Source organism: Streptococcus oralis, from assembly GCF_901543815.1.
GTDB classification, from domain to species: domain Bacteria; phylum Bacillota; class Bacilli; order Lactobacillales; family Streptococcaceae; genus Streptococcus; species Streptococcus oralis_CM.
In genome coordinates, this window is the sequence record NZ_CABEIU010000002.1 from 1,224,657 (window position 1) to 1,237,939 (window position 13,283).

The 13,283-nt window shown below is 38.5% G+C and carries 9 protein-coding genes and 1 other annotated feature; all 9 genes read right to left on the reverse strand.

Annotated features, from left to right (window positions below):
• Positions 1–116 precede the first annotated feature (116 nt).
• Positions 117–3,698: a P-loop NTPase family protein gene (locus tag FQT28_RS06240; RefSeq protein ID WP_143989720.1), complete on the reverse strand. Its 3,582-nt coding sequence runs from the start codon at positions 3,696–3,698 to the stop codon at positions 117–119.
• 261 nt (positions 3,699–3,959) lie between these two features.
• The gene (rplL, locus tag FQT28_RS06245) at positions 3,960–4,328 is read right to left on the reverse strand and encodes a 50S ribosomal protein L7/L12 (protein ID WP_001196962.1); all 369 of its coding nucleotides are present in this window, start codon (positions 4,326–4,328) and stop codon (positions 3,960–3,962) included.
• A gap of 72 nt (positions 4,329–4,400) precedes the next feature.
• Positions 4,401–4,901, reverse strand: coding sequence for a 50S ribosomal protein L10 (gene rplJ, locus FQT28_RS06250; protein WP_001287266.1), 501 nt, complete (start codon positions 4,899–4,901; stop codon positions 4,401–4,403).
• 38 nt (positions 4,902–4,939) lie between these two features.
• Positions 4,940–5,075: a sequence feature (ribosomal protein L10 leader region), on the reverse strand.
• 62 nt (positions 5,076–5,137) lie between these two features.
• Complete coding sequence (locus FQT28_RS06260; protein ID WP_143989721.1) at positions 5,138–6,397, reverse strand: TRZ/ATZ family protein; 1,260 nt, start codon at positions 6,395–6,397, stop codon at positions 5,138–5,140.
• Between the two features lie 100 nt (positions 6,398–6,497).
• The gene (locus tag FQT28_RS06265; protein ID WP_143989722.1) at positions 6,498–8,246 is read right to left on the reverse strand and encodes an ABC transporter ATP-binding protein; all 1,749 of its coding nucleotides are present in this window, start codon (positions 8,244–8,246) and stop codon (positions 6,498–6,500) included.
• A 1-nt stretch (position 8,247) separates the two neighbouring features.
• Positions 8,248–9,972: an ABC transporter ATP-binding protein gene (locus FQT28_RS06270; RefSeq protein WP_125449413.1), complete on the reverse strand. Its 1,725-nt coding sequence runs from the start codon at positions 9,970–9,972 to the stop codon at positions 8,248–8,250.
• A 59-nt stretch (positions 9,973–10,031) separates the two neighbouring features.
• The gene (msrB, locus tag FQT28_RS06275) at positions 10,032–10,970 is read right to left on the reverse strand and encodes a peptide-methionine (R)-S-oxide reductase MsrB (protein WP_143989723.1); all 939 of its coding nucleotides are present in this window, start codon (positions 10,968–10,970) and stop codon (positions 10,032–10,034) included.
• Positions 10,971–11,069: 99 nt separating this feature from the next.
• On the reverse strand, positions 11,070–11,939 hold the full coding sequence (gene thrB / locus FQT28_RS06280) for a homoserine kinase (protein WP_143989724.1): 870 nt from the start codon (positions 11,937–11,939) through the stop codon (positions 11,070–11,072).
• Position 11,940: 1 nt separating this feature from the next.
• Positions 11,941–13,227 (reverse strand): homoserine dehydrogenase, encoded by a 1,287-nt coding sequence (locus FQT28_RS06285; protein ID WP_143989725.1) that lies wholly within the window; start codon positions 13,225–13,227, stop codon positions 11,941–11,943.
• Between the last annotated feature and the right edge of the window lie 56 nt (positions 13,228–13,283).

Here is a 13,283-nt window from a genome sequence, read left to right on the forward strand (position 1 = left end):
TTCAAGTAGGTTTACCCATTTTAAATCAAACCAAATATTTCACTAAAATACTATAAAACAGTAGAATTTACTGATTTTATCTAGCACCTTAAGAAGTAATAAATATAAATTATAATTTAAAACTCCTTTTCCAATTCTCTTTCAATCGCATTGCGCTTGCCATCTATTAGTTTATCCAAGTACCGTAGCAACTTAATGTAGTCTATATCAGTTTCAAATATCTCTTTAATTCTTTCTAGGAGTTCTTTTTCTAATTCCAACACCGGAACGTGACTACCAGTAAAAAAATGTGAATAGGGACTAAAATGTATTTCTTGGAATGACTTCTTGCCAAATCCTTTAGCTCTGAGAAGATTAAATAGTATTAGTTTTTGATTGCTGTTTTCTAAAAATTCTACACCTAGATTGACCAATCTAATTGCAAATTGCTCATTGTTTGTTTCCTCAAGCATTTCTAATATGATCTGACTGTCATTTTTTATAATATCTTCAAGCATATTGTTATAGTAGTAATATGGCCTATTTATTGCAAAGCGGATAAACTTTTTATAAATTTCTTTCTTATCTCTAAATCCATTTATAGTATGTAATACCATGTATCCTAAATTAGAGCTTCCCATTTTTAGCTCATCAATTTTCTTCAATACTTCTACCGCAAAATTAATATCATTTTCTCCTAATTTTTGAAAAAGCTTATAGGTGTGATCCTTACTGCTCCCTAAATTGATTAAATACTGAGACTTTAAATCGTTTTCTCCAATTAGATTTATTAATTTTGGCACCTCTTCTTCTCTTATAAAATCAGGAATAACAAAATTTGTATTCCCAGCTTTTTGTATTAACAACTCTTTTAATCTAGGATCTTTCAAAATCAATCTCTCAAAATTTAAAATTGTAAAATAATATGGTAAAGAATTAGCTTTTAGAATACTCTTTAATGTTTGTAGATCTTCATTTTTAACATTTTCAATTTGTGTTAAATAAGCAAGTTGCCATTCATATTTTTCTAATTCTGGAGAGGATGCAATAACATACCGCATTGAACTTTTCTCAATATTTTCTAAAAAACTAATAGGAGTCTTGTTTTCAAAATGATAGTTTGATTTAAACATTAAATTTAAAAATTCAATTTTTTTATCATTTTCTAATAGCAAAAACATATTAAATAGCACCAGTTCAATATTTATATCATTCATAAACAAGCTATTTTTAAATTGATTTGCAAAATTGAAAATATTTTGCAAATTGCTTGAATAACTATTTGCAATTTGTTGTAGTTTAATTTCAGCATCATCCTCATAAAACCAAGCATGGTTAGGATTTGTTAAATTATTATATATTTTTTGTCTGTCAGAAATTATATAATCATCAAAAACAATCGGTAAGTTTTCTTTCACTTCAGCTTTATGTAAAGCATAGACTATTTTTTCTCCAATCATAGATAAGTTTTTAATGTCATTAAAAAATAATTTCCTAATATTTCTCAAATCTCCAAGTATAGTATTACAATGACTTTCTGAATAGATCAAAATTTTTCTTCTGTAATCATACAGTATTCTCTCAATATAAAGTCTAATATCAACACTCCCAACATTATATATCTTTGCTAAAAATTTCAGTATGCTTCTATGATACTCTTTCAGTTTTTCACTATCAGGAATGGTACATTCCCTAAATGTAAATGATTCCTCATAAGCTTCTGTCCTGTCGATAGTAATTTTAAGATACTGCTTCAAAATTGCCGCGCTTAATTCTTGATTATAACTTTTCATCAAATCAAGATTAGCAAGTTCAGAAATAGTATTTTCAGCTAAGGTATAATCAATATATTCTCTTTCGGTAACCAATCCGTAGTTTGCTTCAAGAATACTATAAACCTCAGAAATCTTATTAGGATTTTTATCAAAGTACTTTAACAATAATTGGAGAATTTGACTACAATATTTTGTCCGTGTAGTTACAAATACAATATTTAAAACTGAATCCTTAATAGATTCCTTTTTATCCTTCTGATTAATAAAATTAGTCTTTGTATAAGCCTGAGACTCTATATTATCAATTTTATTTTTAACGTGTGAAATTGCTTCTAGAGGAAGTAATACTCCAAATTGTATTAAAAACTTTTCTTTAAGTTCATCGCTTTCAAAATTACTTTCATTGTAATAATATGATTTAACTGCATCAGAAACGCCTTTTAAATCACTCTCTTTCCTAATAAAATTGGAACATTGATTTAGTATTTGAACAACTCTTTGATCGTTTACTGGATATAACTCATGTAAAATTTCTAAAATTGATATTTTCTTATTAATTAAAAACTTGATAACTATATAATCATCTAATGATTGATCTGCTATCTTTACAATTTTGTCGTTATAAATATTACACAACTCTCTCTCGTGAAGCTTCTCCACTGCACTCTTAAAGTCAGTATTTGTTATATCAGTTATTTTTAGTAATTTTTTGAATTCCTGGTTCTCTTCTAAACTTTCCAGTCTAATCTTTTTTAAGTAAGATAAAATAAATAAAGTCTTTTGTTCTGCATAAATAATGTTATTTTTATTTAAAATTTCTTCATAGTAATCTTTTAAAATATCAATCTCGTCATTAAAATTAGTCAAATCCCGATAGCTAGATAACTTCGCTGCAATGACTGCAATACGCGGATTGCTTTTAGATATCGTTTTTATATGTTCAATTTCTTTATTGGTAAAATCGTTTCGAGAGAATTGATTGAGTAATTCCTTAAAATTATCATCTTTTATAAGTTCTGGCTCAATATTATTGTACCCATAAACTTTAACATTATTTATTACATCTTTTTTAGCATAATCACGTACCGTAAGAATAAACCAAATATTACTAGTCGTGTTCAGTAGCCCAAGTGTAGAAATATAATTTTGTGTAGTATTAACATCATCAATAAAAACAATATTTTCTTTGTGTAAATTTAGATTGCGTTTTACATCTTGGTAAATATCCTGATTATTGCTCTTGACACAAATAATGTTATATTTATTTCGATCGAGCAAAGAGCAAATTTCAATTGCTAATCTAGTTTTCCCTGTTCCAGGCTTAGCAGATATTAAGAAGATTCGTTTTTCACTTGATTTAATGGTATTTATAATTTCACTTACATCTCCAATATAATCATTTGATATAGGAGCATTAGTTTTACTCTCATCATGAATTTTTATGAAGTCATTGATAGACCAAACTTGCTCTGTAGATTCACTGATTGATAGATACTCTTTTGCTAAATATTGAAAATCTAACTTTGTAAGATCATCAGCAATTTCATTAATTCCAATCAATTCTAGCTGATAAGGCTCAGCTATTTTTTCTAGATCTTCTTTTTGTTTAATTGTTATATTTGAAGAAGTATGACAACAAATAAGTCTCGCAACCTTATCTTCAGAAATATTTTCGTCTAAAATTTTTTTCTTAACTGAATGAATATCTTCTTTTAATTTAGATATTATAGTTTTATGTGTACCATACATGATATAAACATATTTACCTTTTTCCTCAGCATAAGAATCAGGAATTCCTTTAGTAGTCTTATCCGTTCCTTCTTGTGAACCTAATGAAACAATTTTAAAATTGTATTTTCTTCTCAGGTACGCATCACCTAGTTTTTGAAATCGCCCTCCCTCTAACTCTTTAATACCTTGTTCAATTTTATTTATTAAGCTCATCAGAATAACCTTTCCAAAAATGTAGTTCGATATTATTATATCATACTAAACCAAACAATGAGTTATAGATCAAGGAAAAAACCAGAGACTGTACTTCACCAATGTTTAATGGAAAGCCTATTATTCAAAACTTGTTTGTCTCCTAGATAAATTATAAAATAGTTTGCCCCCTTTTTGCCCCTTCTCGAACAAAAAGAAAAACCACTACTCCTAAGAATAGCGGTTTTATCAGGTTTTTAAGCTACTAATGTAGTTGCTCTATTATTTAAGAGTAACTGAAGCTCCAGCTTCTTCCAATTTAGCTTTGATTTCTTCAGCTTCTGCAGTTGGAACGCCTTCTTTGATGACACCTGGTGCACCATCAACAAGTTCTTTAGCTTCTTTAAGTCCAAGACCAGTGATTTCACGTACAGCTTTGATAACGCCAACTTTTTTGTCACCAGCAGCTGTCAATTCAACGTCAAATGAATCTTTAGCAGCACCAGCGTCAGCAGCACCAGCTGCAGCTACAGCTACAGGAGCAGCTGCAGTTACACCAAATTCTTCTTCGATAGCTTTTACAAGGTCGTTCAACTCAAGGATTGAAGCTTCTTTAATTTCAGCAATAATGTTTTCAATGTTCAATGCCATTGTTATTTCCTCCAAATAAGTTTTTAATTATAATAGTTTTTTCGTAGCTATGCTACGCTGCGTAGCTTAAGATTAAGCTGCGTCTTCTTTGTTGTCTGCAACTGCTTTGACTGCAAGAGCAACGTTGCGCACTGGCGCTTGAAGTACAGAAAGGAGCATAGAAAGAAGTCCTTCGCGGTTTGGAAGAGTTGCAAGAGCAACGATTTCTTCTTTAGATGCGACAGCGCCTTCGATTGCACCACCTTTGATTTCAAGTGCTTCAGCGTTTTTAGCAAAGTCGTTCAAGATTTTCGCTGGTGCGATAACATCTTCGTTAGAAAATGCTACTGCAGATGGTCCAACAAAAACAGATGCAAGGTCTTCAAGACCAGCTTTTTCAGCTGCACGACGCAAGATTGAGTTTTTAATAACTTTATACTCAACTTCGCTTCCACGAAGCTCACGACGAAGAACTGTATCTTGATCAACTGTCAAACCACGAGCGTCTACAACGACAATAGATGCAGCAGCTTTCATTTTTTCAGCTACTACGTCAACTAGTTCCGCTTTTTTAGCAATAATTGCTTCACTCATTAGTGTGTTCACCTCCGTAATTATTTTGCTTGGGGAATTTTTTCAAAAGAAAAACGCGCCCAAACCTAGACACGAAAGTACAATACGCTTCTTTTTACATGATACGTTTTGTCCTCGGTAGGATCTTTATGAGTCGAGCTCCCCTACTGTCTTAGGCAGTTTTTTCAAACCGTATATAAGTATAGCATAGACAAAAAAAGAATGCAAGATTTTTGCAAACTTTTTTTGAAATTTTTTTAAATCTCGACTGTCAAAACTTTGCCTTGCTTGACAACTTGTTCTCCTGCAATATAGACATCGTCAACATCACTGGATTTGACTGCGTATACGAGGTGAGAGAGCATATTTTCCTGAGGTTGGAGATGGATTTTTCCTTGAGGTTGGATGACGAGAAAATCTGCTTGCTTGCCGACTTCTAGGCTTCCTATCTGCTTTTCCATTCCAAGGACCTTGGCACCTTCTATCGTCAGAGCTTTGAGGGCTGTCTCGATGGGAAATTGACTGGCATCTCCACTTTTCATCTTCTGAAGAAGGGCTGCGGTCCGTCCTTCTTCAAACATATCTAGATTGTTATTGGAAGCAACAGAGTCAGTCGCAATTCCGACTGCTACTCCTGCTTTTTGCAGTTGGATGATTGGAGCGATTCCTGAGGCCAGTTTGAGGTTACTAATAGGATTGTGGGCGATAGCTACTTGAGAAGTTGCTAAGCGTTCAATTTCTCGCTCGTTTAGTTCAACCCCATGAGCAAAGACAGACGGATGATCTAAGTAACCCAGTTCTTCTAGAAAGGCGAGGGGACGTTTGCCGTATCGTTTCAGGATTATTCCTAACTCTTCCTGGGTCTCCGCTACATGGATATGGATAGGAATGTCCAGCTCTTTTGCCATATCTAAGCTCGCTTCCAGCAAGTCTCTACTACAGCTATACGGAGAATGTGGAGCTACCATAACCTTGAAATTTGGATTTTCATATCCTAAAATTTCCTCTATAATGGTTCGTGTTCTGCTTATGGTCTCAGCAGTTGTTTCTGTCTCTGAAGAAAAGAGGGTCGGTGAGAAATAACAACGCATCTTGGAAGCCTTGACTGCCTGATAAATCTGTTCGATATCCACTCCATTGGGATTATACATATCATTGAAGGTTGTTGTTCCTGACTGTAGCATCTCCGTAAGAGCTTCTTTGACCGACTTAGTAGTCATGTCGGGGGTAAATTCTGCTTCTGCTGGCCAGATATAGTCATTGAGCCATTCATGGAGATTGCTGTCATCCTGGATTCCTCGCAAGCCTGTCATAGCAGAGTGGGTATGGCAATTGACCAATCCAGGCATGATCCAAGCCCCTTGATAGTCTATAATCTGCTCAGCTTGCTCTAGAATCTCTGGCTCCTCTTGGCCGACATAGACGATTTGAGAGTCCTTAACAGCTAAGATACCATCCAAATAAATATGGAAATCTTGGTCACAAGTCACAATATTTACATGCTGATAGACTTTCATTGTTTTCTCCTTCTAAGACCCTGATTTTTTCTAGCTATTGTAACAAAAAAGTCACCCGAAGGCAACTTTTTTTGTCCATAAGATTTCAAAATAGAAAGGATTATTCAGAGCTAAAAGCTACAGCTTTCTGCATTTGGTAATACTTGCCCTTTCTAGCCATGAGGTCCTGATGATTGCCATGCTCAACAATATCACCATCTACCAAGACAAGAATCAAATCCGCATCCTGAATGGTTGACAAGCGGTGGGCAATGATAAAACTTGTGCGCCCCTTCATCAGTTTAGCAAAGGCATCCTGAACTAGCACTTCTGTCCGCGTATCGATGGAGGAAGTCGCCTCGTCTAAGATGAGAATCTTGGGAATAGCTAGAAAGACACGGGCAATGGTTAAAAGCTGAGCCTGACCGACAGAGAGAGATTCACCTGCATTTTCCAACTTGGTATCGTATCCCTGTGGCAACTGTTGGATGAAAAAGTCTGCGTTGGCTGCTTTGGCAGCGGCAATCACCTGCTCCCGACTAGCATCAGGATTTCCAAAGGCAATATTATCATGAATGGTCCCTTGCTTGAGCCAGGTTTCTTGGAGTACCATGCCAAACTGCTGTCTCAATGATGCTCGGGTATAGTCATAAATGGACCGTCCATCTAGCAAGATATCTCCACTATTGATAGGATAAAAGCGCATGAGGAGATTGATGAGAGTTGATTTGCCAGCACCTGTCGGACCAACAATGGCAACCTTGCTACCAGCTGGAATATCAATGGATAAATCCTTAATCAAGATCCTTTCAGGATTGTATCCAAAAGAAACATGCTTAAAGGAAATGGCTCCCTTAACTTGGTCACCGGTAAAGGCTTCCTTACCTGTTTCAGTCACCTCAGGACTCTCTAAGACAGCATAGACGCGCTCTGCGCAAGAGAGAGCACTTTGCAACTCTGCTAAAACAGAAGAAATATCGTTAAAGGGCTTGGTGTACTGCTGGACATAGTTCAAAAAAGTCACTAAACGACCGATAGTCAGGGTGGACCCCATCATGATACGATAAGCTCCCACTCCAGCAAGAAGAGCATATATGAGTGCATTAACAAAGCGAGTCGAAGGATTGACCGTTGATGAATAAAAGATGGCTGACTGAGAATAACCTGCGTAGTTGGCATTCGCCTCGTGCAGTCTTTGGATAAACTCTGTCTGAGCATTGAAGGACTGGATAATGGTCTGCTGGCTAAGTGATTCTTCAATCAACTGAGTCTGAATCCCCCTCGTCTCTGTTTGCTTCTGGAAAAGATGATAGGACCGTTTGGCAATAAAGCGTGAAATCATCATAGACAGCGGCGTCAACAGCAAGACCAAGAGGGTCATGAGGAGGTGGATTTGGAGCATGGCTAGAATACTAACCAAAATCATCAAAACACCAATGAAAAATTGGTTAAAAATCATGGTCAAACCAGCTGCCAACTGCTCTATGTCCGTGGTCACACGACTGACCATCTCTCCACTTCCTTGCCTATCTACAAAGGCAATCGGTAAACGATGGAGCTTATGAATGATTCGCTCTCGTAAATCTCTGGTATAAGAGAAGATTAGGCGATTATAAAGAAGAGGATTGGCCCATTGTACCAGTGTATTTCCTATTACCACCAAGATCATCTGGAGAAAAATCTGCCAAAAAACTGGTGAAGAACCAGCCACCAGGACTTGGTCAATGACCCGCCCAATCAAGATAGGTAGATAAATTGATAAGCCAACTTGGGCAATAGTTCCTAGAAAGGCTAGAAAAAGGAGGAAGGGATGGCTTGCTAAATCCTTAACCAAACGTTTGAGCGTCTGGTTTGCGGTTTGTCGTCTCATGCTAGTCCTCCTTTCCATGTTGGGATGCATTGATTTCCCGATAGACTTGGCTGGATTTCATCAAGTCATCGTGCTTGCCAACAGCTAGTAACTCACCTTTTTCCAAAAGGAGAATCTGGTCAGCCATCTGAAGCGTCGAAGTCCGTTGAGAAATCAAGATTAAGCTCGTGTTTGGCAAATTTTCTCGAATAGATTTAAAGAGCTTGGACTCGGTAATGGTGTCGAGGGCCGAGGTTGCATCATCTAGGATGAGAAACGGAGCTTGGCGCAAGACCGCTCGGGCGATAGACAACCTTTGTTTTTGTCCACCTGAGAAATTTCGACCTCCTGCCTCAACAGTGGCATCTAAGAGACCTTCCTTATCACTAACAAAATCCTTAGCTTGCGCAATCTCCAAGGCCTGCCAGAGTTGCTGGTCAGATACTTCTTGATTGAAACCTAGAGCCAAGTTAGAACGAATAGTTCCTTTAAAGAGCTCGACTTTTTGAGGCACATAGGCAATCCAAGACCTCCACTGCTCCAAATTAAGAGGACTACGTCCATCTCGATAAAGGTTAATGCTTCCCTTATCTGCTGGATATAGACCAAGTAAGACTTGCACCAAGCTTGATTTACCAGAACCCGTTCCCCCAATGATACCAAGGATTTGTCCTTGCTTCATATCAAAGGAAATGTCTCTCAGAGAAGGCTGGGCCGCATCAGGATAAGTAAAGGTCAATTTTTGGACTTGTAAAACCTGATTACTGGAAGCTTGCTTTTGTTCTAACTCCGAATGGATATCTTCTGGAGCCTCAGCAAAGACTTCCTCGATTCGTTTAGCTGAGATATAAGACTGATTGAGAGAATTGATCAACATAGCTAGCTTGACCAATTCCACCAAAATCTGCAAGAGATAGTTGATAAGGGCAATGAGGGCACCTTGACTGAGTAAACCTCCTTGAATTGAAATATATCCCTGCCAGATGATGACGAGAAGAGTTCCATTAACAATCAGATAGGTCAGAGGTGTTAACAAACTAGACCAGAAACCCGTCTTTTCTTGCAATCTAGCATAAACTTGGTTAAGGGTTTGAAAAATTTGTAACTCTCGTTTTTCCTGACCAAAAGCACGAATAACTCGCATGCCTTGTAATTGCTGACGCGTTTCCTGAACCAGTTGGTCCGTTTTCTTTCTGAGACTACTGTAGAGAGGATTGACCAGTCGAGAGAGACCGACAATAACGATTGTCAAAAAACCAACCATGACCAAAAACCAAAAAGTCAGCTCAGCTGAGATGCGATAGGCCATAAAGATTGCACCAAAAACGATAATAGGCGCTCGCAAAAAGAGGCGCAGGAATTGATTGATACCAGTCTGTATCTGGTAGGTATCAGAAGTCAAGCGGGTCACCAAGCTAGAAGTTGTCAAACGGTCTCTGCTGTCCTTAGATAAAGAAAGAATATGACGATAGAGGTCGTTTGTCAATTCCTTGGCAAAACCTACCGCTGCCTTGGCTGAATAGAATTGAGCAATCAAGGCTACTAAAACGCCAATCACTGCAAAGATAAGGAGTAGGCCAATCTGAATCCAGAGGTGCCCTTGATCTGCCTGAGGTAAAGATTGGTCAACAATCCCAGCAATCACCATGGGAACCAAGAGCTCAAAAACAGCTTCAAGTAACTTGAATAAGGGAGCTAAAATGGCTTCTTTGATATAGGGTTTGAAGTAAGATAGTAAGTGTTTCATAGATCCCTTCTATTCTTATGCTGGAAATGAAGAAAGTGGGAAGCCCTACCCTCTCAGTTTTATTTGTTTAAGTAAGGTAATAGATAGCCATATCCTGCTTTTTCCATCTCATCCTTGGCTACAAAACGCAAGGAGGCCGAATTGATACAGTAACGCAGGCCACCTAACTCCTGAGGTCCATCTGTGAAAACATGACCCAAGTGAGCATTTCCTGACCGAGAACGAACCTCGATTCGCTCCATTCCATGACTCAAATCCTTGTAGTAGTGAATCAACTCCTTAGAAATCGGACGACTAAAACTTGGCCAACCACAACCTGAAGCGAACTTATCCTTAGCAAAAAAGAGTGGCTCACCAGTCGTGATGTCTACATAAATCCCTTCTTCAAAGGTCTGGTCATAAGCATTGCTAAATGGAGCCTCTGTTGCAGCTTCTTGGGTGACACGATAGGACTCTTCAGATAAACTTTCCTTTAACACCTCTTGACTAGGTTTTTCATAGTTTGCTGCATCAATCAATGGCTTCTCAGCATCGGTCACATCGATATGACAGTAACCTGAAGGATTCTTCTTAAGATAGTCTTGGTGGTAGTCTTCCGCCAGAATATAGTGGCGAAGTTTCTCCACTTCTACTGCAATCTTTCGACCCAGCATACGCTCCTGCTCCTGCACCACAGTGTAGATAGCTGGCAAGTCTGCTTCATCTTGGTAATAGATTCCAGTTCGATATTGACGACCACGGTCATTCCCTTGCTGATTGATAGATAAGGGATCAATGACTCGGAAATAATAAAGTAAAATTTCTCTAAGTGACACTGCCTTCTCATCGTAAACCACTTGAACCGTTTCTGCATGGTCTGTTTCCTTGAGCAGCTGGTAATTGGTTGTTTCGACTTGCCCATTAGCATAGCCGACACTGGTAGCTAGCACTCCCGAAATTCGGGAAAAATATTCCTCTAAACCCCAAAAACAACCACCTGCTAGATAAATTTCTGCCATCTTCGTTTCTCCTCTATCAAGTTTTTAACTAGACTTCTTTTCAAAAAAAGGACAGGAAGCCCTCTAGTCGAGACTTTCCCCATCCTGTCTTTTATTTCTTTATTTTGCTTGGACACGGACACCTTGGGTATCCACCTTCAAATTATGAAGTTTGCCTTTGAAAGACTGCTTTTGCAATTCTGCCTTAATCGCCGGCATCTTGTCATGAGAAGCCAAGACCATAACTGTTGGCCCGGCACCAGAGAGATAGGTTGCATAGGCACCATTCTCTTTAGCTACTTGCTTAATCTTCGCAAATTCTCTCACCAGATCCTGACGATAACGCTCGTGGAAGAGGTCCCCCTCGATCGCTTGTCCAGCTGTCACCATATCTCCTGCTAACAAGGCTGCAACGGCCACATTGGCGATAGAACTAGCTGCAACAGCTTCCTTGTAGGACAATTTTTTAGGCAAGACACCACGACTGTCACGAGTGCGTAATTCATAGTTGGGAATATAAGCTAGAAAATCACACTCTGGGAAGTCAGACACAATCGCTGAAACATTTCCTTCAACGGAACTCGCAACAACAAGATTTCCATAGATAGCTGGAGCCACATTGTCAGGATGTCCTTCAATCTTGGTAGCCAGCTGCAATTTGTCATGATCAGATAAGTTGAGATTCCCCAGTTGGTTAGCTAGTTCAATCCCAGCAACAATAACCGAGCTTGAAGAACCCAAGCCACGCGCTAAGGGAACATCACTGGTCATTTTCAAGCGTCTTGGTTTCAAGTCAGGTGCAATTTGCAAGGCAATCTTAAGCAAAAGATTACGCTCGTCATGGGGAATCCATTTACCAATCTGGTGTTCAATCAACCACTCATCTCGTTCTTCACAGACCTCAATTTGAAGATACTTGGTTACAGCTACACCAACCGAATCAAAACCTGGCCCGATATTGGCACTGGTTGCAGGTACAATAATCTTCATCCTATTCTCCTAACACCTTGAAGGTATTCAAGAGGTCAAATTCTGAAGCTTTGGCCAACTCTTCTGAAACATTCTCAAGTTGTGCTTTATTGATCTTATGAGTAATAATCACTACACGCGCCTTGTCACCCTCTTTGCCATCTTGGAGAATTTGCTTGAAGGAAATATCTTGAGCGTTGAAAATCTCAGCCAATTTCAAGACCTGACCTTTTGAATCTGGTGCCAAGATTGAGAAATAGTAGTTTGCTTTAACATCTTCTGGATTTGCTAAGACCAATTCACGGCTATATTCGTTGAAGTCTTTACCGATGGTACCATCATTCAAGCGACGAACGATACGGACAATATCCGCCACAACACTTGTTGCAGTTGGTTTTTGGCCAGCACCTGGTCCGTAGTACATAGACTCACCGATACCGATAGATTCTACAAAAACGGCGTTCATTACACCATTCACACTGGCAAGTGGATGTGCTTTAGGAAGGAAGGTTGGAGTCACTTCTGCAGCAATACCTGAAGGAGTTTCCTCAATAGAACCAACCAATTTCACTACATAGCCAAGATTTTGGGCAACAGCTACGTCTTCTGGCGTGATGTTGCGGATTCCCTTGTGAGCTACATCGTCAAAGGAAACTTTCATACCAAAAGCAAATTGGCTCAAAATCACCATCTTGTAGGCTGCGTCAATCCCATCCACGTCATTTGTAGGGTCGCTTTCTGCAAATCCAAGTCTTTGTGCTTCCGCAAGAGCATCATCATAAGACCAGCCTTCTTCGACCATCTTGGTCATCATAAAGTTAGAAGTTCCGTTAACCACGCCAAGAACGCGCGTGATTTTATCAGAAGCCAATGAATTTGCTAAAGTACGAAGAATTGGAATCCCACCAGCTACTGCTGCTTCGTAGTAAAGTGCTACATTATGCTCTTTAGCGATTTCTAGCAATTCTGCGCCATGGACAGCCAAAAGATCCTTGTTAGCAGTAACAACGTGTTTTCCAGCTTCCAAGGCACGAGTGATAAAGGTCTTAGCTGGTTCGATACGCCCCATCAATTCCACTACGATAGTAATGTCTTGATCTGACAAAATATCGTCTACATTGGTTACAAAGTTAAAGTCATTCCCTGCTGCAAGTAAGCGGTTCTTTTCATCTTCATCCTTGACCAATACCTTAGCAACCTCAATCTCTGAATGAGCTGACTGAACGATTTTTTCTCCATTTTCCTTTAGGAGGAATGGCACACCACTTGCAACGGTACCAAATCCAAGTAAAGCAATTTTAACTGTCATGTTTGTCTCCTAGAAATTTTCTGATATAGCCATTATAACAGAATTTTGTGAAAATT

Excerpts from the sequence above, each read along its gene's own strand:
- thrB (WP_143989724.1), bottom strand. The coding sequence starts at position 11,939 with ATGAAGATTATTGTACCTGCAACCAGTGCCAATATCGGGCCAGGTTTT.
- FQT28_RS06285 (WP_143989725.1), bottom strand. The coding sequence starts at position 13,227 with ATGACAGTTAAAATTGCTTTACTTGGATTTGGTACCGTTGCAAGTGGT.
- FQT28_RS06260 (WP_143989721.1), bottom strand. The coding sequence starts at position 6,397 with ATGAAAGTCTATCAGCATGTAAATATTGTGACTTGTGACCAAGATTTC.
- rplJ (WP_001287266.1), bottom strand. The coding sequence starts at position 4,901 with ATGAGTGAAGCAATTATTGCTAAAAAAGCGGAACTAGTTGACGTAGTA.
- FQT28_RS06265 (WP_143989722.1), bottom strand. The coding sequence starts at position 8,246 with ATGAGACGACAAACCGCAAACCAGACGCTCAAACGTTTGGTTAAGGAT.
- FQT28_RS06270 (WP_125449413.1), bottom strand. The coding sequence starts at position 9,972 with ATGAAACACTTACTATCTTACTTCAAACCCTATATCAAAGAAGCCATT.
- rplL (WP_001196962.1), bottom strand. The coding sequence starts at position 4,328 with ATGGCATTGAACATTGAAAACATTATTGCTGAAATTAAAGAAGCTTCA.
- msrB (WP_143989723.1), bottom strand. The coding sequence starts at position 10,970 with ATGGCAGAAATTTATCTAGCAGGTGGTTGTTTTTGGGGTTTAGAGGAA.
- FQT28_RS06240 (WP_143989720.1), bottom strand. The coding sequence starts at position 3,698 with ATGAGCTTAATAAATAAAATTGAACAAGGTATTAAAGAGTTAGAGGGA.